General features: G+C 71.5%; 19 protein-coding genes and 1 pseudogene. 7 read left to right on the forward strand and 13 right to left on the reverse strand.

What is annotated here, in order from left to right:
• Positions 1-12: 12 nt before the first annotated feature.
• A complete protein-coding gene (locus ACODT5_RS11520) occupies positions 13-486 on the forward strand; it encodes a hemerythrin domain-containing protein (RefSeq protein ID WP_422519071.1) in 474 nt (157 codons plus the stop codon).
• Positions 487-511: 25 nt separating this feature from the next.
• Here ACODT5_RS11520 and ACODT5_RS11525 read toward each other — a convergent pair whose 3' ends face one another.
• The gene (locus ACODT5_RS11525) at positions 512-730 is read right to left on the reverse strand and encodes a hypothetical protein (protein ID WP_243338778.1); all 219 of its coding nucleotides are present in this window, start codon (positions 728-730) and stop codon (positions 512-514) included.
• A 234-nt stretch (positions 731-964) separates the two neighbouring features.
• On the opposite strand from ACODT5_RS11525, the gene aroD reads away from it, so the two are divergent.
• Positions 965-1,702: a type I 3-dehydroquinate dehydratase gene (aroD, locus tag ACODT5_RS11530; protein WP_422519072.1), complete on the forward strand. Its 738-nt coding sequence runs from the start codon at positions 965-967 to the stop codon at positions 1,700-1,702.
• A gap of 204 nt (positions 1,703-1,906) precedes the next feature.
• Positions 1,907-4,126, forward strand: coding sequence for a terpene synthase family protein (locus tag ACODT5_RS11535; protein ID WP_422519073.1), 2,220 nt, complete (start codon positions 1,907-1,909; stop codon positions 4,124-4,126).
• 47 nt (positions 4,127-4,173) lie between these two features.
• Here the strand turns inward: ACODT5_RS11535 and ACODT5_RS11540 are convergent, their stop codons facing one another.
• The 7 genes from ACODT5_RS11540 to ACODT5_RS11570 form a co-directional block, all read right to left on the reverse strand.
• Entirely contained in the window at positions 4,174-5,409 is a 1,236-nt protein-coding gene (locus ACODT5_RS11540) for a GNAT family N-acetyltransferase (RefSeq protein WP_422519074.1), read from the reverse strand.
• 93 nt (positions 5,410-5,502) lie between these two features.
• On the reverse strand, positions 5,503-6,774 hold the full coding sequence (locus ACODT5_RS11545) for a YncE family protein (protein WP_422519075.1): 1,272 nt from the start codon (positions 6,772-6,774) through the stop codon (positions 5,503-5,505).
• Positions 6,775-6,894: 120 nt separating this feature from the next.
• Positions 6,895-8,058 carry an XdhC family protein gene (locus ACODT5_RS11550; protein WP_422519076.1) on the reverse strand — a complete coding sequence of 388 codons (1,164 nt, stop codon included), beginning with the start codon at positions 8,056-8,058 and terminating at the stop codon, positions 6,895-6,897.
• A gap of 82 nt (positions 8,059-8,140) precedes the next feature.
• Positions 8,141-9,604 (reverse strand): NCS2 family permease, encoded by a 1,464-nt coding sequence (locus ACODT5_RS11555; RefSeq protein WP_422519077.1) that lies wholly within the window; start codon positions 9,602-9,604, stop codon positions 8,141-8,143.
• Between the two features lie 368 nt (positions 9,605-9,972).
• The gene (locus ACODT5_RS11560; RefSeq protein ID WP_422519078.1) at positions 9,973-12,378 is read right to left on the reverse strand and encodes a xanthine dehydrogenase family protein molybdopterin-binding subunit; all 2,406 of its coding nucleotides are present in this window, start codon (positions 12,376-12,378) and stop codon (positions 9,973-9,975) included.
• Positions 12,379-12,380: 2 nt separating this feature from the next.
• Complete coding sequence (locus ACODT5_RS11565) at positions 12,381-12,989, reverse strand: (2Fe-2S)-binding protein (RefSeq protein ID WP_422519079.1); 609 nt, start codon at positions 12,987-12,989, stop codon at positions 12,381-12,383.
• Between the two features lie 2 nt (positions 12,990-12,991).
• A complete protein-coding gene (locus ACODT5_RS11570) occupies positions 12,992-13,888 on the reverse strand; it encodes an FAD binding domain-containing protein (RefSeq protein WP_243338754.1) in 897 nt (298 codons plus the stop codon).
• Positions 13,889-14,142: 254 nt separating this feature from the next.
• On the opposite strand from ACODT5_RS11570, the gene ACODT5_RS11575 reads away from it, so the two are divergent.
• Both ACODT5_RS11575 and ACODT5_RS11580 read left to right on the forward strand, forming a co-directional pair.
• A complete protein-coding gene (locus tag ACODT5_RS11575) occupies positions 14,143-15,822 on the forward strand; it encodes a PucR family transcriptional regulator (protein ID WP_422519080.1) in 1,680 nt (559 codons plus the stop codon).
• A 197-nt stretch (positions 15,823-16,019) separates the two neighbouring features.
• A complete protein-coding gene (locus tag ACODT5_RS11580; RefSeq protein ID WP_385367682.1) occupies positions 16,020-16,793 on the forward strand; it encodes a hypothetical protein in 774 nt (257 codons plus the stop codon).
• A 569-nt stretch (positions 16,794-17,362) separates the two neighbouring features.
• On the opposite strand, the gene ACODT5_RS11585 is transcribed toward ACODT5_RS11580, so the two are convergent.
• On the reverse strand, positions 17,363-18,037 hold the full coding sequence (locus ACODT5_RS11585; protein WP_422519081.1) for a GntR family transcriptional regulator: 675 nt from the start codon (positions 18,035-18,037) through the stop codon (positions 17,363-17,365).
• 102 nt (positions 18,038-18,139) lie between these two features.
• Between ACODT5_RS11585 and ACODT5_RS11590 the strand changes: the two genes are divergently transcribed.
• Positions 18,140-19,036, forward strand: coding sequence for a (2Fe-2S)-binding protein (locus ACODT5_RS11590; protein ID WP_422519082.1), 897 nt, complete (start codon positions 18,140-18,142; stop codon positions 19,034-19,036).
• Positions 19,037-19,111: 75 nt separating this feature from the next.
• Here the strand turns inward: ACODT5_RS11590 and ACODT5_RS11595 are convergent, their stop codons facing one another.
• Positions 19,112-19,501, reverse strand: coding sequence for a VOC family protein (locus ACODT5_RS11595; protein WP_422519083.1), 390 nt, complete (start codon positions 19,499-19,501; stop codon positions 19,112-19,114).
• Positions 19,502-19,833: 332 nt separating this feature from the next.
• Between ACODT5_RS11595 and ACODT5_RS11600 the strand changes: the two genes are divergently transcribed.
• The gene (locus ACODT5_RS11600) at positions 19,834-20,928 is read left to right on the forward strand and encodes a DUF2637 domain-containing protein (protein ID WP_422519084.1); all 1,095 of its coding nucleotides are present in this window, start codon (positions 19,834-19,836) and stop codon (positions 20,926-20,928) included.
• Positions 20,929-20,984: 56 nt separating this feature from the next.
• Here the strand turns inward: ACODT5_RS11600 and ACODT5_RS11605 are convergent, their stop codons facing one another.
• The 3 genes and pseudogenes from ACODT5_RS11605 to ACODT5_RS11615 all read right to left on the reverse strand — a co-directional run bounded on the left by ACODT5_RS11605 (position 20,985) and on the right by ACODT5_RS11615 (position 24,213).
• Positions 20,985-21,371 carry an ATP-binding protein gene (locus ACODT5_RS11605; protein ID WP_422519631.1) on the reverse strand — a complete coding sequence of 129 codons (387 nt, stop codon included), beginning with the start codon at positions 21,369-21,371 and terminating at the stop codon, positions 20,985-20,987.
• Positions 21,372-21,581: 210 nt separating this feature from the next.
• Positions 21,582-23,301, reverse strand: a pseudogene (locus ACODT5_RS11610) (thiamine pyrophosphate-dependent enzyme).
• Between the two features lie 66 nt (positions 23,302-23,367).
• Positions 23,368-24,213, reverse strand: a complete 846-nt coding sequence (locus ACODT5_RS11615; RefSeq protein ID WP_422519085.1) for a protein phosphatase 2C domain-containing protein — start codon at positions 24,211-24,213, stop codon at positions 23,368-23,370.
• Positions 24,214-25,924 lie beyond the last annotated feature (1,711 nt).

A 25,924-nucleotide genomic window follows, 5' to 3' on the forward strand; every position in this document is an offset into this window, starting at 1 on the left:
AGACTGGGCCGCATGTGCCACTACTGCGGCTGCCGTGAGATCCCCCTGATCAAGGAGTTCATCGCCGAGCACGAGGCGGTGACGAACGCGGCGGGCGACGCCCTGCGCGCCCTCGACGCGGGGGACCTCCCGAGGGCGCGTGCCCTCGTCGCGGAGATGACGGCCGTCCTGCTCGCCCACTGGAAGGGCGAGGAGGACGGCTTGTTCGCCGTCATGGAGCAGGACCCGGAGTACGCCCCGTACATCGCGGCGCTGGTCGGGGAACACCGCGAACTGGCGGCGTTCCTCGCCGGCGCCGACCTGGCGGACCCCGCGGACACGGCGGCGCTGCGCCGGGCGGTGGAGGAGCTCCACCACCACATCGCGAAGGAGGAGGACGGCCTCTTCCCCGCGTCCCTCACCGCCCTGACGGGCGACGACTGGGACCTGTCCATCAAGGCCTGGCGCGCGGCCCACCCCGGCGGGGACCTGAGGCCCGCCGGGTAGCAGCCGGGGCGCCCCGGTGGTCCTGCTACTTCGTGGTCTGGTTCAGCGCCACGAGCGCCTGCGCCCAGCGCGCGTACTTCAGCTGGCCGAAATCGGCGACGGTCTTCACGCCGAAGGCTTCGAGCAGCAGCTCGCCGTCCTTGTCGGTGACGCCCTTGAGCGCGGCCACCGGCGCCGCGAGCACCTCCGCGAGCGGCTTGTCGGCCCACGCCTTGTCCAGCACCTTGTCGAGGTCGATCGCCATGTGTGTCCCTCCCGGAACTCCAAAATATGAACTGATGGCACAAACCTAGAACAATCGGACAAACATCCCAGGGTGCGACACCCGCACCTTCGGGTGCGCTGGACACCGGCCCCGCCAGGGAGCGGCCCAAGGGGCGGGCGGCCCCCCTTACCCCCGGCGATTCCACGTATAATCCGCCCCGTTCACCCTGTACTTCGCGTCGGATATCGGAATCGAAAAGGCTGTGACCAAGAAATGAATTCACTGCGGGCGCTTCTCGACGGCGGGATTCCGCTGGTGGCCGTCAGCTTCGACGACAGCGAGACCGAGCCGCGCGCGCACGCCGCGAAGAGCGCCGGCGTCGACGTGGCCGAACTGCGCGTCGACCGGTACGCGGCCACCGACACGGCCCATGTCCTGGCGCAGGTGGACGCGTTCAAGACACTTCCCGTACTGGCCACCATCCGGTCCGCCCGCGAAGGCGGCGACTGGAAGGGCACCGAGGCACAGCGGCTCGAACTGTTCCGCGCGCTCGCCCCCCAGGTCGACGCCGTGGACATCGAGCTCTCCTCCGGGGAAATCCTCTCCCAGGTGATCGAGGCCGCCCACCGGAACGACACGGTGGCGCTCGTCTCCTATCACAATTTCGAATTCACCCCGGACACCGGGGAACTCCAGACCGTCATCGACGACGCGAAGAGCGCCGGCGCCGATGTGGTCAAGGTGTCCACCATGGTCCGGTCCGAGGACGACGTACGCCGGCTGGCCTCGCTGCTGCTGCGCGCCGGAGCCGAGGACACCCGGCTGATCGTCATCGCCATGGGTGAGGCCGGAGCGGTCTCGCGCGTCTTCTTCCCCGCCCTCGGGTCGCGGATCACCTACTCGTTCTTCGGAGCCAGTTCCGCCCCGGGCCAGCTCGACTTCCCCGAGACCTTCGGCCTGCTGCGCAAGTTCTACCCGGCGTTCGACGAGCGGAAGTCCGCCGGGGCCTGAGCCCCCGCGCCGGGGAGGGGGCACGCCACCTCCCCGGCCACACCTCTCCCGTCCCCCTACCGGTCGCCCGCCCCATCCGCCGCAGAACGGCACACACGTCACCTGATGAAGTGAACTCCCCCTTATCCCACCGGCAACACGGGTAGTGCCCTGCTGATCTCGTGAGGAACCAGCGAGACAGTCAGATGAAAGGCCCACCCTGCCGTGACGCAGCCGTTTCAACTGCCGGATTTCTATGTGCCTTATCCGGCGCGACTGAACCCCCACCTGGAGGACGCCAGGGTCCACACCAAGAAGTGGGCCCGCGACTTCGGGATGCTGGAAGGTTCCGGCGTCTGGGAGGAGCGCGACCTCGACTCGCACGACTACGCCCTGCTCTGCTCGTACACCCACCCCGACTGCGGCAGCGAGGTGCTGTCCCTGGTCACCGACTGGTACGTGTGGGTGTTCTTCTTCGACGACCACTTCCTGGAGATGTACAAGCGCTCCCAGGACCGCGAGGGCGCCAAGGCCTACCTCGACCGGCTCGGCGCCTTCATGCCGATGGACCTGGCGGACGGGTTCCCCGAGGCCACCAACCCCGTCGAGGCCGGCCTCGCCGACCTGTGGGCCCGTACCGTCCCGGCCATGTCGATGGACTGGCGGGAACGATTCTCCCTGTCCACCAAGAACCTCCTCGACGAGTCGATGTGGGAGCTCGCCAACATCAACATCGGGCGGGTCTCCAACCCCCTCGAATACATCGAGATGCGCCGCAAGGTCGGCGGCGCTCCCTGGTCGGCCGGTCTCATCGAGTACGTCTCCGCGGAGGTTCCGGCCCGCGTCGCGCACTCCCGCCCCCTCGGCGTGCTGCGCGACGCCTTCTCCGACGCCGTGCACATCAGGAACGACATCTTCTCCTACCAGCGCGAGGTCTCCGAGGAGGGTGAACTCTCCAACGCCATCCTGGTGTTGGAGACCTTCCTGGACTGCACCACCCAGGAGGCCGCCGAGGCCTCCAACGACCTCCTCACCTCCCGGCTCCAGCAGTTCGAGCAGACCGCCCTCGCCGAACTCCCCCAGCTCTTCGCCGACCACGCCATGAACCCGGCGGAGATCACCGCCGTCCTCGCCTACGCCAAGGGTCTCCAGGACTGGCAGTCCGGCGGCCACGAGTGGCACATGGTCTCCAGCCGCTACATGAACAAGGAGGCCCGGGCCACCGCGCCGCTCACCCTGCCGTTCATGCCCTCGGGCCTCGGCACCACCGCGCTCGACCTCCGCTCCATCCTCGCGCCCCGCGCCCTGGAACTGCGCCGGCGCTCCTTCACCCACGTCCCCTTCGAGCGCACCGGCCCGTCCGTCATCCCGGACATCTACATGCCGTTCCCGCTCACCCTCAGCCCGCACCACTCCCACGCACACGAGGAATCCGTGGCCTGGGCACGGGAGATGGGCCTCCTCCACCCGCAGCCCGGCGACCCCGGCTCGGCGATCTGGACCGAGGAGAAACTGCGCGGCTACGACTTCGCGCTCTGCTCCGCCGGCCTCGACCCCGACGCCACCCCCGAGGCGCTGACCCTCAACGCCTGCTGGCTGACCTGGGGCACGTACGGGGACGACTACTACCCGGTGGTCTTCGCGCAGGCCAAGAACCTGCCGGCCGCCAAGGCCGCCACCGCCCGCCTCGTCGCCATGGTCCCGGTGGACCACGCCGAGCAGGCGACGGCGGTCACCGCGATGGAGCGCTCCCTCGGTGACCTGTGGGTGCGCACCAGCCGGGACATGACTCCCGAGGTGCGCACGGAATTCCGGGCCGCCCTCGTGGGCATGCTGGAGAGCTGGGTGTGGGAGGTGGAGAACCAGATCCAGAACCGCATCCCGGACCCGGTGGACTACTCCGAGATGCGCCGCATCACCTTCGGCACGTACCTGACCACGTACCTGTGCCGGCTCGGCCAGGCGGGCCGGGGCATCCCCGATGAGATCTACGCCTCCGGGACCATCCGCTCCTTGGAGAATGCGGCCGCCGACGCCGCCTGCCTGATGAACGACATCTTCTCGTACCAGAAGGAGGTGGAGATCGAGGGCGAGGTGCACAACTACGTACTCGTCACCCGCAACTTCTTCGACATCGGCTACGAGGACGCCCTGCACATCTGCCACTCGCTGATGACCCAGCGCACCGAGGAGTTCGAGCACATTGTCGCAAGCCGGCTGCCGCTGCTCTACGACGACTGGAAGCTGGACGAGCAGGCCCGGGCCGGACTCGACGCGTACGTGACGGAGTTGCAGGACTGGCTCGCCGGAATCCTCAACTGGCACCAGAAGGTGAAGCGTTACCGCGAGGAGGACCTGCACCGGCTGGGTGACGGGATCTCCACCGGCGTCCTGAGTGCCGGCTTCGGCATGTCGGCGGCCCGGATCTCACTGCCCGCCCGCTGAGCCGAATCCGCCGGGCGGGGGCGGCTGGGGCTGCGGGGCGGCCGGGCTCAGAACTCGTCCGCCGTGTGCGGCAGCAGCGCGGTGCGCAGCCCCGCGTCCAGGGCCGCCGCCGCGCCGGGGGTGTGCTCCACCAGCAGCGCGGCCGCGGCCAGTTCGACGGCCCGGGTCCCGCCGAGGTAGCAGGCCGCGAGTTCCCGTACGTCCAGGGTCAGGTCCGCCTCCCGGTCCGCGGCGGGCTCGCAGGTCGCCCCGTCCGGCCCGGCCTTCAGGAGGAACCGCCCCGCGTTCGCGGGCAGCCGTACGTCGGTCAGCTCGAGTACGAGTTCCAGCGGCGCGGCCCACGAGCGCCCGGTCAGTGCCGCCGCCACGTCGACCAGCCGGAGCCAGAGCGCCGGGAACAGGGCGGTGACCCGGACCTGGTCCCGGTCGGCGGCGAAGTGCAGCAGCGGGTCGTCGGCCGGCCGGCCCCACGCGGTGACCCGGCCCGTGAGGTCGAGGGAGGCCACGCACTCCCACAGGGCGGCGGCGGCCTGCGGGGTGTCGGCCTCCAGTTCGTCGACCCGGACCAGGCCCGGGGTCCGCACGCCCCCGGAGTCCTGCTCGGGCTTCGTGCGGTACAGGACGTAGCCGGCGATCGGCTCGCCCGGCTCCCCCAGGACGATGATCCGGGGAGGGCTGAGCTCCTCGTCCTCCTCGTCCTGCTCGGTGAGCCACTCCTCGGCCCAGCGCCGCTCGTCGCGGGTGGGCCGCCCGGCCCGGACGGCGCGGGCCGCCTCGTGGTACGGGCCGACTACGGCGATCACGTCCTCGGGGGCGACCAGCCGCAGCGGCCGCCGGTCCGGCTCGATGCGCAGGGCCAGCGGCCGGGTGGAGTCGATCTCGATGGTGGCGCCCTGGGTGGCGCTGCCGTAGCCGAAGCGCCCGTAGATGGCGGCTTCGGAGGCCCACAGGGCGGCGACGGGGCTGCCGTCCGCCCCCGCCCGGCGCAGCATCTCGCCCATCAGGGCGGTCAGTACGCCGCGCCGGCGGTGGGTGGGGGCGACGGAGACGAAGGTGAGCCCGGGGCAGGGCAGGTCCGCCCCGGGCACCGAGAGCCGGAACGCGTGCGCGGCCATGAAGCCGACGAGCGCGTCGCCGTCGTAGGCCCCGATCCGCGAGCAGTGGCGGAGCAGCTCGCGGTGCCGCTCGCGCCCCTCCTTCTCGGGGCGGTCGTGGAAGACCAGGTACGCGAGCTCCAGAGCACGGTCGATGTCGGACTCGGGCACCTCGCGGATCTCCACCATGATCCGGAGACTAATCGGTCATGGCGGACCAGTCACTTCATAAAGGGCGGGTTCCCGCCGCGGCGGCGCGTTCCCGCCCCGGGCGGTTCCCGCTCAGCGCGCCGCGGGCCCCGTCCAGTCCGCCGGGACGTGTCCGAGGCGGACCCGCTGGGGGTGGTCACCGACGGGTACGGACACCCGCTTGGTGCCGGTCGCGAAGTCGATGGCCGTGACCTGGTCGGCGCCGCTCTCGGAGATCACGCAGCCGGAGCCGTCACCGTCGACGGTGGCCCAGTAGGGCTTGGCGGCGGGCACGAGCGGCCCCTGCTCCAGGGTGGCCCGGTCCACGACGGTCACGTAGCCGTCCATGGTCCCCGCGATGCACAGCCTGGATCCGTCCGGGCTCATGGACATGCCGTGGTGCCGCGAGTCGTTGACCCAGGTGGTGCGGTCGGTGCTGGTGGCGGGGTTCTCGGGGAGGGTCTTGATCCGGGTGATCCGGTCGGCGGCCACGTCGTACTCGACGAAGCCGTTGAAGAACGACACCTGGAAGTACATCTTCGACTCGTCCGGGGTGAAGGACATGGGCCGGACCGCGTCGGACAGGTCGGAGCGCCCGAAGGCGTCGAGGCGGGCCCGCATGTCGATCACCCGGACCGGACGGAGGGTCTGCGCGTCGGCGACCGTGATCCTGCGGTCCCCCTTCGTCCAGTCCAGCCAGGGCGCGTCGAGGGCGGAGGTCACGTCACCGATGGAGCTGTTCCACAGGTGACGGCCGTCCCGGGTGAAGGTGTTCTCGTGCGGCTTGTCGCCGGTGGTGAAGGAGCCGGCCTGCCGGCCGCTCGCGATGTCGAGGACGTGCACGGTGTTGGCGGTGGAGGCCGAGACCGCCACGCGGGTGCCGTCCGGGGAGACCGCCATGTGGTCGGCCCGGTAACCGGCTACGGGGAAGCGCCAGTTGACCCGGCCGGTGCGGACGTCGATGGAGACGACGTCGGCGAAGCTGGGGCGGGAGGCGACGACGGCGGAGCCGTCGGGGGTGGTGTACATGTCGTCCACGAACTGGTCGTGGCCCTCGCCCGCGGTGGCCCGTACGCCCAGGAAGTAGGCGAGCTTCACCGGGTTGAGGTAGATCTCCCGGAGCCGCTCCTCCTTGTCCGGGATCATGTTGATCCGGCCCACCTTGGCCAGGTTCCCGGTGGAGGCGAGGACGTCGGCGGTGCCCTCCCAGTTGTTGCCCACGAACAAGACCTCGCGCGGTCCGGCGCCGGCGGACCCGGCGCCCGCCGCGGGCGCGGGACCCGTCGCGAGGGCGGCCAGGGCCAGCGCGGCCACGGCCACCAGGGCCGGCAGGGCGCGGCGGTTACTCGATCGGCTGGCGAACATCCGGTCAACTCCGTTAAGGGGAGACGCTGTTACCGGCCGGTAAAATAGGCGGAACAACGAAAGGGCGCAACCCCCAACGGGGTTGCGCCCTTCCACACCGTGTTACAGCCCGTCACCTCTTCAAGCGACGGAACCGATCCTGCTGATCACCGTGTTCGCGACGTCCGGGTGGATCGGGATGTGCGCGCCGGTCAGGGCCGCGCCGGTGCCGCCGCGCCGGTTGGCGACGATCTCGGCGGCGATGGACAGCGCGGTCTCCTCCGGGGAGCGCGCCCCGAGGTCCAGGCCGATCGGGGAACGCAGCCGGGCCAGTTCGAGCTCGGTCACACCGACCTCGCGGAGCCGCTTGTTGCGGTCCTCGTGGGTGCGGCGGGAGCCCATGGCGCCGACGTAGGCGACGGGAAGTCTGAGGGCCAGTTCGAGGAGCGGGACATCGAACTTGGCGTCGTGCGTGAGGACGCACAGGACGGTGCGGGCGTCGACCGTACCGGCGGAGGACTGCTCCTCCAGATAGCGGTGCGGCCAGTCGACCACGATCTCGTCCGCTTCGGGGAAACGCTTCTTCGTGGCGAACACGGGCCGGGCGTCGCACAGCGTCACCCGGTAGCCGAGGAACTTGCCGATCCGCACCAGGGCGGAGGCGAAGTCGATGGCCCCGAAGACGATCATCCGGGGCGGCGGGACACTGGACTCGACGAGCACCTTGAGCGGCTCTCCGCAGAGGCGGCCGTCGGCACCGATCTCCAGCACGCCGGTCTTGCCGGCCTCGAGCATGGCCCGCGCCTCGTCGGCGATGGCGCGGTCCAGCTCGGGGTGACCGCCGAACCCGCCCTCGTGGGAGCCTTCGCCCCTGACGAGTACGGCGCGGCCCATGAGCTCGGCCGGGCCCTCGGCGATCCGGGCGACCGCCGCCGCCTCCCCGCGGGCGGCGGCGGCCAGCGAGGCCGCGAACACCTCCCGTGCGGGAGAGCCCACGTGGACCGGGGTCACGAGGATGTCGATGATTCCGCCGCAGGTCAGACCGACGGCGAAGGCATCGTCATCGCTGTACCCGAAGCGCTCCAGGACGGTCTCGCCGTCTTCGAGCGCCTGCTGGCACAGCTCGTACACCGCACCCTCCACGCATCCACCGGAGACCGAACCGATGGCCGTGCCGTCACTGTCGACGGCGAGGGCCGCTCCGGGCTGCCTGGGTGCGCTCCCGCCGACCGCCACGACCGTGGCGACGGCGAAATCGCGTCCCTGCTCGACCCACCGGTTCAATTCTTCGGCGATATCCAGCATGAGGGGCCTCCTCGGAGGGGTTCAGATTCCAGTATCGGATACGTGGAGGGTGCGGCTTTCGGTACGGATCGGATCAGTCGGCTCAGCCGACGCCGAGCCAGCCCTCGATCGGGTGCAGTGCGAAGAAGACCAGGAAGATTCCGGTCAGCGCCCACATGAAGGCACCGATCTCGCGGGCCTTGCCCTGCGCCAGCTTGATGGCGACGTAGGAGATGACACCCGCGGCGACACCGGCGGTGATCGAGTACGTGAAGGGCATGATCACGACGGTCAGGAAGACCGGGATGGCGGTCGAGCTGTCGGCCCAGTCCACGTGGCGGGCGTTCTGCATCATCATCGCGCCGATGACCACCAGGGCCGCGGAGGCGACCTCACCGGGGACGATCTGCGTGATCGGGGTGAAGAAGAGGCAGGCGGCGAAGAAGAGGCCGGTGACGACGGAGGCGAGACCTGTGCGGGCACCCTCACCGACGCCGGTGGCGGACTCGACGAACACGGTCTGGCCGGAGCCACCCGCGATGCCACCGATGGCGCCACCGGCACCGTCGATGAACAGGGCCTTGGACAGGCCCGGCATGCGGCCCTTGTCGTCGGCGAGCTTGGCCTCGGTGCCGACGCCGATGATGGTGGCCATCGCGTCGAAGAAGCCGGCCAGGACCAGGGTGAAGACGATCATGCCGACCGTCATGTAGCCGACGTCGCCCCAGCCGCCGAAGGAGACGTCACCGAAGAGCGAGAAGTCCGGAGCGGAGACCGCGGAGCCGGTGAGCTCCGGCGGGCCGTTCTTCCAGGCCTTCGGGTCGATGTCCACGATGGCGTTGAGGATCGCGGCGAGCACGGTGCCGCCGACGATGCCGATCAGGATCGCGCCGGGCACCTTGCGGGCCTGGAGCATGAAGATGGCGACCAGGGTGACCGCGAAGAGCAGCACGGGCCAGCCGGAGAGCTCACCGGTCGCGCCGAGCTGGACGGGGGGCATGAACTCCCCGCCGTTGCCGACGAAGCCCGCCTTCACGAAGCCGATCAGGGCGACGAAGAGGCCGATGCCCATGGTGATGGCGTGCTTGAGCGCGAGGGGTATCGCGTTCATGATCATCTCTCGGAGGCCGGTGACGACCAAGAGACAGATCACGACGCCGTAGACCACGCACATGCCCATGGCCTGCGGCCAGGTCATCTGGGGGGCCACCTGCGAGGCCAGCACGCCGGACACGGAGAGGCCGGCGGCGAGCGCGAGCGGGACCTTGCCGACGAAGCCCATGAGGAGCGTCGTGACGGCCGCGGCGAACGCCGTGGCGGTGATGATCGCCGAGGCGGCCATCGTGGTGCCGTCGACGTCCTTGCCCGAAAGGAGCAGGGGGTTCAGCAGGAGGATGTAGGCCATGGCCATGAAGGTCGTGATACCGCCACGAACCTCGTTGCCGACCTTGGATCCGCGCTTGCTGATGTGAAAGTACCGGTCGAGCCAAGACTGCCCGGCGGGGGTCGGAGAGCCGTCTCCGGCCTCCTCCGCACTGGTCTTGGGCTCCACAGAGGACTGGGTCATGGTGCCTAACTCCCAAGGTTCAAAGGGGCACCCGCATAAAGATTGGAGACACGGGATTTGGGAAAACGCGTTTGGCTGCACGACCCGGGGTGACGGCCCGAGGCGACGCAAATAGTGCACTGCGTGTACTGCGGGTACTGCGTGGGTTCTGCGGTACGGCTGGTACTGCTGGTGACACCGGGGGTAGGTGGTGTGACCGGGGGTGATATCGGGGTACTTCCGGTGAAAACTTGACCGCGAGCGGTGCGGTGCTGAGGACTCCGGACTTCGTGCTCCGGGCGGTGCGGCTGGAAGTGTGACGTTCCCGTGTCACACCGCCCGGAAATCTGGGGGGGTCCGGGGGCCTCGCGGCCCCCGGACCAGCCGTCCTAGAGCGTGCCGGTGAGCAGTTCCGGACGGATCGGCGTCTTGTTGATCTCCAGACCGGTCGCCGCCCGGATCGCCGCGATGACGGCCGGGGTGGACGAGAGGGTCGGGGCCTCGCCCATGCCGCGCAGGCCGTACGGGGCCTTCGGGTCGGCGAGCTCCAGGACGTCGACCGGGATGGTCGGGGTGTCGAGGATGGTGGGGATCAGGTAGTCCGTGAAGGAGGGGTTGCGCACCTTCGCGGTCTTCGGGTCCACGATGATCTCTTCCATGATCGCGACGCCCAGGCCCTGGGTGGTACCACCCTGGATCTGGCCGACCACGGAGAGCATGTTCAGGGCCTTGCCGACGTCCTGGGCGGTCGCCAGCTCGACGACCTTGACGAGGCCGAGCTCGGTGTCCACCTCGACGACCGCGCGGTGCGCGGCGAAGGTGTACTGGACGTGGCCGTTGCCCTGGCCGGTGACCAGGTCGAAGGGCTCGGTCGCGGCGTGGCGGAACTCGAGCTCGATGTCGATCGCGTCCTCGCCCTCCAGGATGTCGGCCAGGTCCGCGAGGACCTCTCCGCCGTCCGTGACGACCTTTCCGCCTTCGAGGAGCAGCTCGGCGGTCGCCCACGCGGGGTGGTACGAGCCGTTCTTGCGCCGGCCGATCTCCAGGACCGCCTCGCGGACGGCCTCACAGGTGTTCTTCACGGCGCCACCGGTCATGTACGTCTGCCGCGAGGCGGACGTGGAACCGGCGGAGCCGACCTGCGTGTCGGCCGGGTGGATGGTCACCTGCGTGACACCCAGCTCGGTACGGGCGATCTGCGCGTGGACGGTGATGCCGCCCTGGCCGACCTCCGCCATGGCCGTGTGGACCATCGCGACGGCCTCGCCGTTGATGACCTCGAGGGTCACGCGGGCGGTGGAGTAGTCGTCGAAGCCCTCGGAGAAGCCGACGTTCTTGATGCCGACCGCGTAGCCGACGCCGCGGACGACGCCTTCACCGTGGGTGGTGTTCGACAGACCACCGGGCAGCGCGCGGACGTCCGCGCTCTCGCCGGCGGTCTCCCACTGGCGCTCCGGCGGGAGCGGACGGGCCTTGACCCGGCGCAGCAGCTCGGCGACGGGCGCCGGAGCGTCCACGACCTGGCCGGTGGGCATGATCGTGCCCTGCTCCATGGCGTTGAGCTGACGGAACTCGACCGGGTCCATGCCCAGCTTCGCGGCGAGCTTGTCCATCTGGGCCTCGTAGGCGAAGCAGGCCTGGACGGCGCCGAAGCCGCGCATCGCGCCACAGGGCGGGTTGTTCGTGTAGAGCGCGATCGCCTCGATATCCACGTCCTCCAGGACGTACGGACCGACCGAGAGGGAGGAGGCGTTGCCCACGACCGCCGGGGAAGCGGACGCGTACGCGCCGCCGTCCAGGACGATCTTGCACTTCATGTGCGTGAGCTTGCCGTCCTTGGTGGCGCCGTGCTCGTAGTACAGCTTCGCCGGGTGACGGTGCACGTGGCCGAAGAAGGACTCGAAGCGGTTGTAGACGATCTTGACCGGCTTGTTCGTGGCCAGGGCCAGGAGGCAGGCGTGGATCTGCATCGAGATGTCTTCGCGGCCACCGAACGCGCCGCCGACGCCCGAGAGCGTCATGCGGACCTTCTCCGGCGGCAGGCCCAGGACCGGGGCGATCTGCTGGAGGTCCGAGTGCAGCCACTGGGTGGCGACGTACAGCTCGACACCGCCGTCCTCGGACGGCACGGCCAGGCCGGACTCCGGGCCGAGGAAGGCCTGGTCCTGCATGCCGAAGGTGTACTCGCCCTCGACGATGACGTCGGCGCGCTTGCGGGCCTCTTCCACGTTGCCGCGGATGATCGGCTGGCGGTGCACGATGTTCGGGTGCGGGACGTGACCGATGTGGTGGTCGTCGCGGCCCTCGTGGATCAGCGGCGCGCCCTCGGCGAGGGCGGAGGCCTCGTCCGTGACGAGCGGCAGCTCACGGTAGTCGATCTTGATCTTGGCGGCCGCGCGGCGGGCGGTCTCCGGGTGGTCGGCGGCCACGAGGGCGACCGGCTCACCGTGGTGACGCACCCGGCCGTGGGCGAGAACCGGGGTGTCCTGGATCTCGAGGCCGTAGTTCTTCATCTCGGCCGGCAGGTCGTCGTACGTCAGCACCGAGTAGACACCCGGCATCGCCAGGGCCTCGGAGATGTCGATCGAGACGATCTCGGCGTGGGCCACGGGGCTGCGGAGCGTCTGGCCCCACAGCATGTCCTCGTGCCACATGTCCGAGGAGTACGCGAACTCTCCGGTCACCTTGAGGGTGCCGTCCGGGCGCAGCGTGGACTCGCCGATGCCGCCCTTGGTGTGCTTCTGCGTGACGTTGGTCGGCGTACCCGCCGGGGCCGTGCGCGTGTTCTGGGCCATGGTCAGACCGCCTCAGACTGACGGGCGGCCGCGAGGCGGACCGCGTCGAGGATCTTCTCGTAGCCCGTGCAGCGGCAGAGGTTGCCGGACAGGGACTCACGGATGTCCTGGTCGGACGGGGAGGGGTTCTCCTCCAGCAGCGCGTCCGCCTGGACCAGGAGGCCCGGGGTGCAGAAACCGCACTGGACGGCGCCGGCGTCGATGAACGCCTGCTGGATGGTGGAGAGTTCGACGCCCTCGCCGGTCTGCGAGTCGCCCGGCTTGGCCTGCCACTGCTTGGCCGCGTCCAGGGTGACGCCGCCCTTGCCGCCGCAGCCGCCGCCGGTGCCGCAGGCACCGCCGTGGCCGTGCTCGTCGCGCTGCTTGGCGAACTCCGCCAGGCCCTCGACGGTCACGACGTCGCGGCCCTCGACCTGACCGGCCGCGACCAGACAGGAACAGACCGGCACGCCGTCGAGACGGACGGTGCAGGAACCGCACTCGCCCTGCTCACAGGCGTTCTTCGAACCGGGCAGGCCCAGGCGCTCGCGCAGGACGTAGAGAAGGGACTCGCCCTCCCAGACGTCGTCGGCTTCCTGCTGACGGCCGTTGACAGTGAAATTGACGCGCATGATTACGCAGCCCCTTCAAGCGAGCGGCCGTTGTTCGAACCGCGGTACTGCTCCCACGTCCAGACGAGCTGGCGGCGAGCCATGATGCCGACCGCGTGGCGGCGGTACTTCGCCGTGCCGCGGACGTCGTCGATCGGGTTGGCCGCGCCGGAGGCGAGGTCACCGAACTGCTTGGCGATCGACGGGGTGATGACGTTGCCGGACTCCCAGAAGCCGCCCTCTTCGAGCGCGGCGTTCAGGAACTCCTCGGCGGCCTTCGCCCGGATCGGGGTCGGCGCGGCCGAACCGATACCGGTGCGGACCGTGCGGGTCTCGGGGTGCAGCGCCAGGCCGAACGCGCAGACGGCGATGACCATCGCGTTGCGGGAGCCGACCTTGGAGTACTGCTGGGGGCCGTCCGCCTTCTTGACGTGGACGGTCTTGATGAGCTCGTCGGCGGCCAGCGCGTTGCGCTTGACGCCGGTGTAGAACTCGTCGATCGGGATCAGGCGGGATCCGCGTACGGACTCCACCTCGACCTCGGCGCCCGCCGCGAGGAGCGCGGGGTGCGAGTCGCCGGCCGGCGAGGCGCAACCGAGGTTGCCGCCGACACCGCCGCGGTTACGGATCTGCGGGGACGCGACCGTGTGCGAGGCGAGCGCGAGTCCCGGAAGCTCCGTGCGGAGGTTCTCCATGATCTGCGTGTACGGGACGGAGGCGCCCAGACGTACCACGTCCTCGCCGACCTCCCACTCCCGCAGGAGACCGATGCGGTTCAGGTCCAGGAGGTACTCCGGCCGACGGTGGTCGAAGTTGATCTCGACCATCACATCGGTGCCACCCGCAATCGGCACAGCTGTGGGGAACTCGGCCTTAGCGGCGAGCGCCTCCTCCCAGCTGGCGGGGCGAAGGAAGTCCATGTGCGGCTCTCTTCTTCTTCATCGTGTCGTTCACTTCAAGCCAGGAGGCCGTTGGGCCCTCGACTGGTCGTTCACGTGCTGTTAACGCGGTGTGGACTCAGTACAGCGGCCATCCGTCCCCCGGGTGCAGTCACCGAAACCATGAAGGAGTTGGCTGGGGACCTCCCTCGTCTTGTAGATTCGTATGAAAGGCAGGATGCGACGACCTGCCCGATTTCCAACGGCAACATTCGAGACAGATCGGCGGCGACATCATGCGGCTGCGCGCACTGCTGGAAACCGAGGCGCTGGGGCTGCGGCTGCTGGGCGGCGAGGAAGAACTCGACCGGACGGTCCGCGGGGTCATGACGACCGACCTGAGGGATCCCAGCCGATACCTATCCGGAGGGGAGCTGGTCCTCACTGGCCTGGCCTGGAGACGAAATTCGGCCGACTCCGAGCCGTTCGTACGAATCCTGGCGAGCGCCGGCGTGGCCGGGCTCGCGGCCGGCGAGGCGGAGCTGGGTGATATTCCCGACGACCTCGTCTCGGCGTGTCTGCGCAACCGTCTGCCGTTGTTCGCTGTAAACGAAGACGTTGCATTCGCCACCATCACCGAGTACGTGGTGCGGCAGGTGTCGGGAGAGCGCGCCGGGGACCTCGCGGCCGTCGTGGACCGCCATCGGCGGCTCATGACCTCCGGTCCGGCCGGCGGCGGACCCGATGTGGTGCTCGATCTGCTCACCACGGACCTCGATCTCCGGGCCTGGGTGCTCTCGCCCACGGGCCGGCAGATCGCCGGGGCGGGCGAGCCGCTGGCGCCGGGCATCTGCGCGGCACTGGCGAGCGAGCACCTCGCGGCGGTCCGGACGGGCCGCAGGGGACCGCACCGGATCTCCCTCCAGGGTATTACCTACTCCCTCTTCCCGATCAGGGGACACGGGCGCGGCGCCGCAGGTCCGGCGGCCCGGGACGTCCGCGAGAGCGTGCTCTCCGACTGGCTGCTGGCCGTCGAGGCCGACGCCGGCGACTGGCCGGCCGAGCGGCTCGACCTGCTCCAGGGCGTCACCCAGCTGATCGCGGTCGAGCGGGACCGCCGCGACGCGGCCCGTACGGTGCGCCGCCGCCTGGCCCAGGAGGTCCTGGAGCTGGTCCAGACGGGCGCTCCGCCCGCCGAGATCGCCGCCCGCCTGCGGGTGGCCGCGCCGGTCCTGCTGCCCGGGCTGGGCACCGCCCCGCACTGGCAGGTCGTCGTGGCCCGGGTGGACTGGGACGGCGGCGACATCGCCGGCGGCCCCGTAGCCCAGTCGCTGCTGGAAGAAATCCTCGTGGACCCGTCGGTCTCCGGGCCGGAACCCTCGGACCGGATCGCCGTCGCGCACGCCGGGGACGAGGCGATCGCCCTCGTACCGCTGCCCGCGCCCGCCGGGGAACCCGGCGAGGAGAAGGGCCCCGACACCGCCCTGCACGCGGAAACGCTGCTCGCGGCCGTACGGGACCCCCTGGCGGCCGGACTCGCCGACGACGGCCGGCTCACCCTGGGCGTCAGCGCGGCCGTGTCCTCCGCCGAGGGCCTGCGCGGGGCCCTGGAAGAGGCCCGGCACGCCCGCCGGGTCGCGGCGGCCCGTCCGGGCCGGGTCTGCGCGGCCGGCCACCACGAGCTGGCCTCGCACGTCCTGCTGCTCCCGTTCGTCCCGGACGACGTCCGCCGCGCCTTCACGGCCCGGCTGCTGGACCCGCTGCGGGACTACGACCGCCGCCACCGGGCGGAGCTCATCCCCACCCTTGAAGCCTTCCTGGACTGCGACGGCTCGTGGACCCGCTGCGCGACCCGGCTGCACCTCCACGTCAACACGCTGAGGTACCGGGTCGGGCGAATCGAGCAGTTGACGGCGCGGGATCTTTCCCGGCTCGAGGACAAGCTCGATTTCTTCCTGGCACTGCGGATGAGCTGAGAAGATCCACCGCCGACCGGCCGGGGGCCGGTCGGGACCGAGTGGAGGCCGACTGGAGGCCGGGCGGGGGCGACTGATGATCCGTCCGGACTTTGTGAAAGAGTTCACCCGACCCCTTGGCCGAACCTGCCGATCCGTGCTCTCATTTCGCCCCAGGGCTCAACGACGTGCTGCTTGGTTGCTTTGGGGAGGGCAATGTGGCGGATACCGCCATGTCCAGTGCCGGAACTATCGGGGGAGACGACCCCCTCCAGCGGGCGATATGGCGGCTGCGCTCGCGCGGCTGTTGGACCGACGCGGCGGCCCTGCTGACGCCGCACCTGCACGATGCCGGAGCCGCGGTGCAGCGGACCGGACTGCTGGTCGAACGCTGCCTCTTCACGGGGCAGGGCTGGGCCGAGGCGGAGGACGCGCTGCGGGTGGCCGAAGCCGTCTCCCAGGACGACGACGACCGGGGCGCGGCCGCGTGCGAGCGCGGTCACCTGGCGTACGCGGCGACCGTACTGGGCGTACGCGACCGGGCCGACGAGGCCCGTTCGGCGCTCGGCCGGGCGGCGGCGCTGCTGTCTCCGGGGTCGCGCACCCGGCCGCTGCTGGACTTCCGGCGGGGCCTGGTGGCCGAGCACCTGGCGGACGCGCCTTCCTCCGCCCTGCCGGCGTACCGGCGGGCCCACGCGGGCGCCCTGGCCCACGGCGACACCCTCCTCCTGTCCTTCACCTGGCGGCACCTGGCGGCGCTGGCCCTGCGGGACGGGGAGGTCGCCGAGGCCCGCAAGGGCTTCGCGGAGTCCCTCCGCATCCGGGAAGACCTGGGCTTCCTGGTCGGCACCGCCCCGGCGCTCGCGGCCCTGGCCGAAGCCGAACCGGAACCGGAGGCCGCCCGCCTCCGCGCGGAGGCCCGCCGCCTCTTCCACCTCCTGGGCGGCATCCCCACCTGGCTGGCGGACCAGCTCCACCCGGTACCTTCTTGACGCGCCCCTCGCACGGTGCGGCCCTGGCGGGCCTCACCGGCTTCACGCCGCTGCGCCGAACTCCGTCCGGCGGCGGCCGGGCGGGGTCATCGCCACCGCCGTCCCGTCGAGGGGCCCGGTGGGCGGGTGCGGCTGGGTTCGGCCCTGCGGGGCGAAGTCCCCTACCCGCCCTTCCACCGTTCCCAGGGCTCTGCCCTGACCCGGTCCTCAAACGCCGGACGGGCTGAAAGCGGGGCCCCGGGCTACGCCCGGACCCCTGGGGCTCCGCCCCAGACCCTGGTCCTCAAACGCCGGACGGCTAAAAGATCAAACCCCGGCGGCTGAAGAGCCCCCGAGCCTGAAAGCCCCACCACCGGCGGGGCTGGATTCTCGCCCGGTCGGGCACGTTGGCGGCGGCGCCGGGACGGGGACGGGGGCGGGGTGGGGTGTTGGCCTGGACGTAAAGCGTGATTTGTGGCGCGCTACAAGGCATCACCGTCGAAGCCGCACACAGGGCGCCTAAATCATGCAGTCCAGGCCGACACCCCACCCCGCCCCCGGCACCGGCCCCACCCGCAGCCACAGGTCGGTCAGGGTGACGTGAAGTGGGCGTGGATCAGGGATTCCGCCTCCGGGAGGGCGCCCGCGGAGAGGGCCGCGAGGATCGCCACGTGCTGCGCCGCGTCCGCGACGAGGTCCGTGCGCCGGATGCGCCGGGGCCCCGGCAGGGGCCACTGGGAGCGGCGGTGGAGGCCCTCCGCCACCAGGAGGAGCTGGCCGTTGCCCGCCAGCGCGAGCACCGCACGGTGAAACGCCCGGTCCGCGTCGGCATACCGCGCCGCATCCCCCGCGGCCGCCGCCGCCTCCGCCTCCGCCGCCGCAGGCACCACCGCGGCCCACGCCCCCGCCGGCACCGACCGGGCCAGCCGCAGCATCACGGGGACCTCGAGCAGCGCCCTGACCTCCGCCAGTTCCGCCAGCTCCCCCGGGGTCCGGGTCAGGACCCGGAAGCCCCGGTTCGGGAGGCATTCGACGACCCCCTCCAGCGCCAGCTGCTGCATCGCCTCGCGCACGGGCGTCGCGGAGACCCCGAAGCGCTCCCCCAGGGCCGGCCCCGAGTAGATCTCCCCCGGCGCCAGCTCGCCCGCGACCAGCGCCGCGCGCAGGGCGTCGAGGATCTGCCCCCGCACGGAGTGGCGTACCACTTTGCGGTCCTGCTGCTCCGGTACCCGGGCTCGGGCCGTATCGCGCACTCGGTCCTCCACGGGTTTCGACCTGCCCCGAAGGATAGCCCGCCTTCCCACACCCCACGGAGATCAGGTAAGGTAAGGCTTACCTGTTAACGATCGCGTGATTCGGGGTTCGCCATGACCGTCACGGCCGTCGCGCCCGCCGAGGGCAGCGTCCGCTTCGCACGCCCCGTACACACCCCCACCCCGACCGCCTCTCCCCTGACGGACGCCTACGCGCGGCTGACCGGGGCCTACGGCGGCCTGCGCGTCACCGAGCTCGCCCCGCACGAACCCTCCCCTCGCGGTGTGGGGTGGGTCGGTGCGGACGAGCTCGCGGCGGGCGGCGAGCCCCTGGAGGCGTTCCTCGCGTGGGACGAGGCGCAGATCCTCCGCGACTACGGGCGCCCGGGCCGGCCGGACGTCGTGGCGGGGTTCGGACTGCACCGGTACGCGTGGGAGGCCTGCCTGCTGTTCACGGCCCCCTGGTTCCTGGACCGGCGCGTGCCGCTCCTGCCCCCGGAGGCCGTGTCCTTCCACCGGACCGACGGCCGGATGGCCGTACGCGTCCGCTCCTTCGCCTGCCTGCCGGACGACCCGGCGGCAGCGCTCCCCGGGGCCCGGGTCGTGCCCGACGAGGACGCGCTGCGCGCAGAGGTACGGGCTGCGGTGGCCCAGCACTTCGAACCGGTCATGGAGGGCTTCGGCCCCCGGATGCGGCGCGGGCGGCGCGCCCTGTGGGGCATGGTGACCGACGACGTGGTCGAGAGCCTCTGGTACGTGGCCAACCTGCTCGGCGAAGCCGAGGAGCAGCGGGCCGTGCGCGAGCTGGACCGGCTCTTCCCCGGCGCGACCGCCCCGTACACCGGAGGCGCGGGCTTCCGCGCCCTGGAGGCCCCGGACGGCCGGGAGCTGCCCACCCGTGACCGGGCGAGCTGCTGCTTCTTCTACACGATCCGCCCGGACGACACCTGCGTCACCTGCCCCCGCACGTGCGACGAGGACCGCGTGGCCCGCCTGACGGCCGACGGCTGAGAATCCCGACCCCGCCCTACGGCGCTGCGGCGCTACGGCGAGGCGCTGCGGCGAGGCGCTGCGCCGCCAGGGCCACTACGGCGCCAGGGTGCGCAGTACGCAGAACTCGTTCCCCTCGGGGTCGGCCATGACCACCCAGCTCCGGTCCGGGCCCTGGCCCACGTCCGCCCGGGTGGCGCCGAGGCCGAGCAGCCTGGTCACCTCGTCCTCGGTACTGCGGTCGATCGGGCTGACGTCGAGGTGCAGCCGGTTCTTCGCGTCCTTGCCCTCGGGCACCCGGACGAACACCAGGGTGGGCGGCATGTGACGGGCCCGGATGTCCTCGACGGTCGGCACCCAGGAGCCGATCTCGACCATGTCCTCGCGCCGGTCGATCACCTTGACGTCCAGGACCTCGCACCAGAAGGCCGCGAGTCGCCCCGGATCGTGGCAGTCGACGCTCAACTCGGTGAACCTGCTCGCCATGGGTCTCCTAGACGGTGCGGACCGCGGCAGCAGCCTCGGCGCCGACGGTCGGTCAGTGTCACCCACCCGGCCGTACGGCCGCCACCGAGTTTCCGCGCCGCCGCCTCCGCCGGCTCAACCCACCCGTCCGGCTGACGCAAATCGAACTCAACTCGACCCACACGGCCAAGAGTTCGATCCGCAACACCCTATCCGGCGGGCTCCGCCCCCCGTTGGCGTCCACTTGCCCCGAAACCCGCGTGTACGGCTCACCGGCTGCGCCACTATGGCGCCCGGAAAGCCGCACCGGCCACAAGCCGAACAGCCGCATACGCGAGGCAAGGGACAACCGCATGAGACTGACCGACATATCGCTGGACTGGCTGCTGCCCGGCAGCCTGCTGATCCTGGGCGTACTTGCGGCAGTGGCGGTACTGGCCCGGGGCAAGCGCGAAGGCGAGAAGGCCGCGGTGGCCGAGGACAGCTGGGAGCGCAGCGAGGAGCGGCGGCGGCGCAAGGAAGCCATCTACGGGACCGCCTCCTACGTCCTGCTCTTCTGCTGCGCGGCGGTCGCCGCGGCACTCTCCTTCCACGGGCTGGTCGGCTTCGGCCGGCAGAACCTCAACCTCACCGGAGGCTGGGAGTACCTGGTCCCCTTCGGTCTCGACGGCGCCGCCATGTTCTGTTCGGTGCTCGCCGTCCGCGAGGCCAGCCACGGCGACGCGGCCCTCGGTTCGCGCATGCTGGTCTGGCTGTTCGCGGGAGCCGCCGCCTGGTTCAACTGGGTGCACGCCCCGCGCGGCCTCGGCCACGACGGGGCTCCGCAGTTCTTCTCCGGCATGTCTCTCTCGGCGGCCGTGCTCTTCGACCGTGCGCTGAAGCAGACCCGCCGGGCCGCACTGCGCGAACAGGGCCTGATTCCACGGCCGTTGCCGCAGATCCGGATGGTCCGCTGGCTGCGGGCACCGCGGGAGACCTTCGGTGCGTGGTCGCTGATGCTGCTGGAGGGGGTCCGCACGCTCGACGAGGCCGTGGACGAGGTGCGCGAGGACAAGAAGGAGAAGGAGAACGACCGGCACCGCCGGCGGGAGCAACACCGCCTGGACCGGGCGCACATCAAGGCGCTCGGCCGGCAGAACCGGGCGTTCGGGCGCGTGGCCCGCGCCCGTCAGGTCGAGGCGCCGGGGCTGGCCCCCGGAGCGGGCTCCGCGCCGGTCGGCGCGGAGCCGGCCATAGCGGAAACCGGACAGCTGCCCCTACGGCGCCGGCCCTCCCTGCAGGCCGTGAGCGGAACCGAACCCCACTACACGGCTGACATGGCGGACACGTCCGACACGGCCATCGGCCCTCGGACGGTGGACCTCACCGCCGAGGACGACACGCAGACGCTCCCCCGGCTCGACTCGCTGGAACGCAAACTGAAGGACCTGGAGCAGCAGTTCGGATGACCCGCTGACGGGCACGGCCCCGTCCGGGATCCACTGCGCGGGGTCCGCCCGATCACTCAGGCGGACTCCGCCCCCTTCGCCCCGTCGAGCTCGAACCACACCACTTTGCCGCCGCCGAGCGACAGCCCGAGCGCGTCCACGCCCCAGGCGTCGGCGAGCGACTGCACCAGTACCAGCCCCCTGCCGTGCGTACCGTCGTCGGCGGACGGTACGTGCGGGCGGGGCCGGCGGGCGGCGTAGTCGCGGACCTCCACCCGCAGCCTGTCGGCGGCGAGCGTCGCGGAGACCTCGGCTCCCTGATCGGTGTGGACGAGGGCGTTGGTGACGAGTTCGGTGATCAGCAGCTCGGCCACCTCGGCGGCCTCGGCCCTGCACCGGTGGCGCATCAACTCCCTCACATCCCTCCGGACTTCCCCTACTGCCTTGAGATCGGCCCGGCGCACGCTCCGGGTGATCCCCGACGCGTCCACCGCCGTCCCGTCCTCGGCCGATGGTTCGCGCGGCACCGGCCGCCCTCTCCGCCACAGCTTTCCGGCCTTCGCCCCCACCCGCACGGCGATGTACCTCCCACATGTCCCCGCTGCCCGACGGCCCGCCGGTCGAACAGGCCTACGGGATGCATGCCCCCGGGGGGAATCCGCACGCATCCGGCCTCAAGGGCGCGGCACATTACGGAGGTTGGATCGCGCCATCTGGATCATCCGGCCCACCCCTCCGTCCAGCACGATCTTGCTGGCCGAAAGTGCGAATCCGGTCACCATTTCAGCGCTGATCTTCGGTGGAATCGACAGGGCGTTGGGGTCCGTGACCACATCCACCAGAGCGGGTCCCTTGTGCTTGAAAGCGTCCCTCAAAGCCGCTGTGAGCTGCTTGGGCTTCTCCACCCGGACCCCGTACGCGCCCGCCGCGCGGGCGATCGCCGCGAAGTCGGGGTTTTTGTTCGTCGTTCCGTACGAAGGAAGGCCGGAAACCAACATCTCCAACTCGACCATGCCGAGAGATGAGTTGTTGAAGAGGACCACTTTGACGGGGAGGTCGTACTGCACCAGGGTGAGGAAATCTCCCATCAGCATGGAGAAACCGCCGTCGCCGGACATCGACACCACTTGACGTCCGCGATCGGTGAACTGTGCGCCGATGGCCTGCGGTAGGGCGTTGGCCATGGAGCCGTGGCTGAAGGAGCCGATGATGCGGCGCTTTCCGTTCGGGGAAAGATAGCGCGCCGCCCATACGTTGCACATGCCTGTGTCCACGGTGAACACGGCGTCCTCGTCGGCGAGTTCGTCGAGGACCGCGGCGACGTACTCGGGGTGGATGGGCGTGCGCTTCTCCACCTTGCGCGTGTACGCCTTCACCACTCCCTCCAGGGCGTCCGCGTGCTTCTTCAGCATCCGGTCGAGGAACCGGCGGTCCGTCTTGGCCTTCACCCGGGTGTTCAGCGCGCGCAGGGTCTCGCGCACGTCGCCCCAGACCGCGAGGTCCAGCTTGGTGCGGCGGCCGAGGTGCTCGGGCCGGATGTCCACCTGGACGATCTTGACGTCGTCGGGCAGGAAGGCGTTGTACGGGAAGTCCGTGCCGAGCAGGATCAGCAGGTCGCACTCGTGGGTGGCCTCGTAGGCCGCGCCGTAGCCGAGCAGCCCGCTCATGCCGACGTCTCCGAGGCCGGCAGCTGGGTGTTAGCTCGATTGGGTGGTTGTCGGATTGGAGGCTTGCGAGGGGTCACCCCCTGTCGGGTAACGTCGCTGGTGCGATCTGGGACGCCGGGTGCGGTGCCAGCGTGCGGGGCCCCTGCTCCACCAGCGAGATGGTTCAGGGCCTCCCCGTCGCCTCTGGCCGTGCCTCCAGGCCAGGTCGCTAGGGAACCGGACCTCCCGGAATGGACCACGCACAGGATGCGTGTCGCCGACCGGACTGCGAAAGCCGGAACCCAGTGCGCCCAAGACCGTTCGGGGCGTGCCGCTGTGCAGGGCTCCTGCACGGTGCACAGGAACGGTTGGAGATCAGCTCGCTGCAGCTGAATCGGTGGGTCTCGTAGAAGTAGCCGAGGCCGATCTCGCTTTAGGCCTGTACGACGCCCAGCGGATAGGACCAGCGCCGTCGAGTGCTGGGCGTCGTACAGGCCGTTGATCAGGTGAGGTTGCCGGGGCCGCAGGAGCCCGCGCACGCGGCGAGGGAACCGGTGATCTGGGCTTCCGCGCCGGCCGCGAAGGCGGCGGTCTCCTCGTGGCGGACCTGGATCCACTCGATGCCGCCGGTGCGGCGGATCGCGTCGACGACGGGGTTGAGGCTGTCCCCGACGACTCCGTACATCCGGCGCACGCCGGCGCGCACGAGAATGTCGATGAACTGCTCCGCCACGTTCTGCTTGGCCATGGAGGGGGCGCCCTTTCCGGTTCGGCTCTGCCAGGTGCGCCTCCCATCCACGCATGATCCGCCGGGTTACGCCTCCCAGACCGCGGCGGCCGTCCGGTCGTCGGCGTAGCCCTTGAGGCGGAGCTGGGTGTCCGCGAGGAAGGCGGCGAGGCCCGGCGGGGGTGCGTCGGCCCAGCGGTCGGCGAGCTCGGCGGAGAGCGGTTCCTCCTCGCGCATGGGGTCCGCGAGGCCCCCGGAGCACAGGAGCAGGGTGTCCCCGGGGCGGGCCACGGAGGCCCGGAAGCGGAACGCGGCCGGGTCGCCGGACGCCGGTCCCGGGTCCTCCAGGTCCCGCCACTGTCCGTCCCGGAGGCGGAACAGCCCGCCCGCGCCCGCGCCGAAGCAGACCCGGGTGCGGCAGCCTGGGTCGACCGGCAGCAGCAGCCCGCGCAGCCCGGCCGTGTAGCCGTCCTCCGGGAGCCCCCGCTCGGCGGCGCGGGCCCGCAGCTGGCCGTAACCGCGGTCGGTGAGCCGCTGGAGCCCCGAGCGCAGGGCTTCGCGCCGGCCGTCCCTGATGTCCTGCGACAGCCGCTCCTGGCTCCGCCCGACGGCTCCCGCGACCGAGCGGCACACCTCGGCGGCGGCCTCGGCGGCTCCGGGCGCGGCCCGGTCCCCACCGGCGAGCACGACCAGGACCAGCGCGTCGGGGCCGGTGCCGAAGCGGGCGGTGAGCAGGAAGTCCCGCCGCGCCTCGCCCCGGAACCGGGCGGAGTCCCCGCGCACGGAGGCGGCGCGCAGCGTGTAGCCGCCGTACTGGGCCCCCTCCAGCACGGTGTCCGGGGTCAGCGCGGCGAGCCCGGCCGGATCGGCGGCGGGCAACGCGATGGGCTCCGCGGCGTAGGTGGGCGGCCGGTCCCCCAGATGCGCCACCACGGGCCGCAGCCCCCCGGAAACCCCGCCCCCGGCCCTGTCCTCCGGCCCGGCCTCCGGAACGGCACCCTCGCCGACGCCCGGCAGGGCCCCGGCGCCTGCCCATGGCCCGCCGGCCCCATGCTGTGCCTCCGGGACGACTCCCGGGCCACCGGCGTCGTCCCCTGCCACCCCGCCCGGCGCCCCGTACCCGGAGCCCGACCCGCCGCCGTCCCCGTCCCCGTCCCCGGACACGGGAGCGGCACCCCAGCCCGCCCCGGACCCGGGATGCGAACCCAGGGCGAACCCGGTACCGAGGTCAGGACCCGAAACAAGCCCGGGCCGCAACCCGGCCCCCGGAGCAACCCCTGAGCCGTCACCATGACTGCCCCCGGACCCGGACCCGGCCCCCGGGCCAGAACGGGGACCTGAGGCGACACCAGGCCCCGCGCCAAGGCCGGAACCGGGCACGGGACCAGAACCCGGCCCAGAGCCAGGCCCCGGAACAGGGCCGGAACCGGAAGCGGGATCGGAACCTGAGGCGGGGCCGTAGCCGGCACCGGAACTGGAGGCGGGACCGGTGTCGGAGGCGGACCCAGGGCCGAAGCCGGCGTCATGGGCGGGACCGGGACCGAAGCCCGGGCCGGACCCCGGACCGGCGGCAAGGCCGGACCTGGGATCTGAGCCGGGGCCGGACCTCGGCCCCGGAATCGGAGCAGAACCAACGTCGGAGCTCGGAGCCGGAGCAGAGCCCAGGCCGGAAGCTGGAGCCGGCCCAGAGCCCAGGCCGGACCCGGAAGCGGGGCCCCGCGGTGGGTCGCTGTCCGGGCCCGTCCACGGATCGCCTTCGCGGCCCGCACCAGAAGCCGGGCCGAACCCTGCCGGGGTGGCCGGTGCCGACCCGGACCCTGCCGGGGTGGCCGGAGCCGGGCCGGATGCCGCCGGGGTCGCCGGTGCCGGCCCGGACCCTGCCGGGGTGGCCGGTTCCGTTCCGGATCCCGCCGGGGCTGCCGGGCCCTGGTGGCCGGTTTCGGTGTACGCGGCGTCGGGGTCGTTGCCGGTGCCTGCCGGGGCCGGCTCCGGGGGCGCAGCCGCTGGGGGCGTCTCGTCCCGTAGGCCCCAGCTCCAGTCGGACGGCTCCCCCGAGTCCTCGGCGGGCAGCGCGGGCGGGACGGCGACGCTGCCGAGCGCGTACCAGGTCTGGCCGCCCTCCCGGGGGTCCCGGGGAGGCGGCAGCGCCGAGCCGCCGTACGCGTTCTCCGGCCAGGCCCCCGGCTCCGCCGCCGGTCCGGAGAGCGCCACGGGCGGCTCCGGTTCCGCCGCGGACACCGCTCCGGGAGCGGGCGCGTACGGCTCCGCCTCCGGCCCTGGATCCGGAACCGGCGGACCGGCCTCCACCACCGGCCGAGGGTCCGGCACGGGCAGCGTGGCCTCGGGGGCCGGCCGGGGTGCGGGGACCGGAGGTCCCGCCTCCGCCGTCACCCCGGAATCCGGCACAGCCACCGTGACCTCAGGCGCGTCCGGCGTCGTGGGGACCGGGTCCCTGCGGGGGTGGGGTACCGGGGTCGGGGCCACCAGGACCGCTGCCGAGCGGAAGCGGTGTTCCAGGGTGTCCCGGGGGTCGGGTTCCGGTCCCGCGTCGGGGTCTTCGTAGAGCTTCTGCCACCAGTCATCCGCGCCCGCGTCCCGCTGACTCATGGCCCTCATTGTCGGGCTCCGGCGCAGCCGAAATCCG

Source organism: Streptomyces tatrensis (assembly GCF_049310065.1).
Lineage (GTDB): Bacteria > Actinomycetota > Actinomycetes > Streptomycetales > Streptomycetaceae > Streptomyces.

Coding starts and splice junctions, on each gene's coding strand:
- ACODT5_RS11520 (WP_422519071.1), top strand. CDS start 13: ATGTGCCACTACTGCGGCTGCCGTGAGATCCCCCTGATCAAGGAGTTC.
- ACODT5_RS11525 (WP_243338778.1), bottom strand. CDS start 730: ATGGCGATCGACCTCGACAAGGTGCTGGACAAGGCGTGGGCCGACAAG.
- aroD (WP_422519072.1), top strand. CDS start 965: ATGAATTCACTGCGGGCGCTTCTCGACGGCGGGATTCCGCTGGTGGCC.
- ACODT5_RS11540 (WP_422519074.1), bottom strand. CDS start 5,409: ATGGTGGAGATCCGCGAGGTGCCCGAGTCCGACATCGACCGTGCTCTG.
- ACODT5_RS11545 (WP_422519075.1), bottom strand. CDS start 6,774: ATGTTCGCCAGCCGATCGAGTAACCGCCGCGCCCTGCCGGCCCTGGTG.
- ACODT5_RS11550 (WP_422519076.1), bottom strand. CDS start 8,058: ATGCTGGATATCGCCGAAGAATTGAACCGGTGGGTCGAGCAGGGACGC.
- ACODT5_RS11555 (WP_422519077.1), bottom strand. CDS start 9,604: ATGACCCAGTCCTCTGTGGAGCCCAAGACCAGTGCGGAGGAGGCCGGA.
- ACODT5_RS11560 (WP_422519078.1), bottom strand. CDS start 12,378: ATGGCCCAGAACACGCGCACGGCCCCGGCGGGTACGCCGACCAACGTC.
- ACODT5_RS11565 (WP_422519079.1), bottom strand. CDS start 12,989: ATGCGCGTCAATTTCACTGTCAACGGCCGTCAGCAGGAAGCCGACGAC.
- ACODT5_RS11570 (WP_243338754.1), bottom strand. CDS start 13,888: ATGGACTTCCTTCGCCCCGCCAGCTGGGAGGAGGCGCTCGCCGCTAAG.
- ACODT5_RS11575 (WP_422519080.1), top strand. CDS start 14,143: ATGCGGCTGCGCGCACTGCTGGAAACCGAGGCGCTGGGGCTGCGGCTG.
- ACODT5_RS11590 (WP_422519082.1), top strand. CDS start 18,140: ATGACCGTCACGGCCGTCGCGCCCGCCGAGGGCAGCGTCCGCTTCGCA.
- ACODT5_RS11595 (WP_422519083.1), bottom strand. CDS start 19,501: ATGGCGAGCAGGTTCACCGAGTTGAGCGTCGACTGCCACGATCCGGGG.
- ACODT5_RS11600 (WP_422519084.1), top strand. CDS start 19,834: ATGAGACTGACCGACATATCGCTGGACTGGCTGCTGCCCGGCAGCCTG.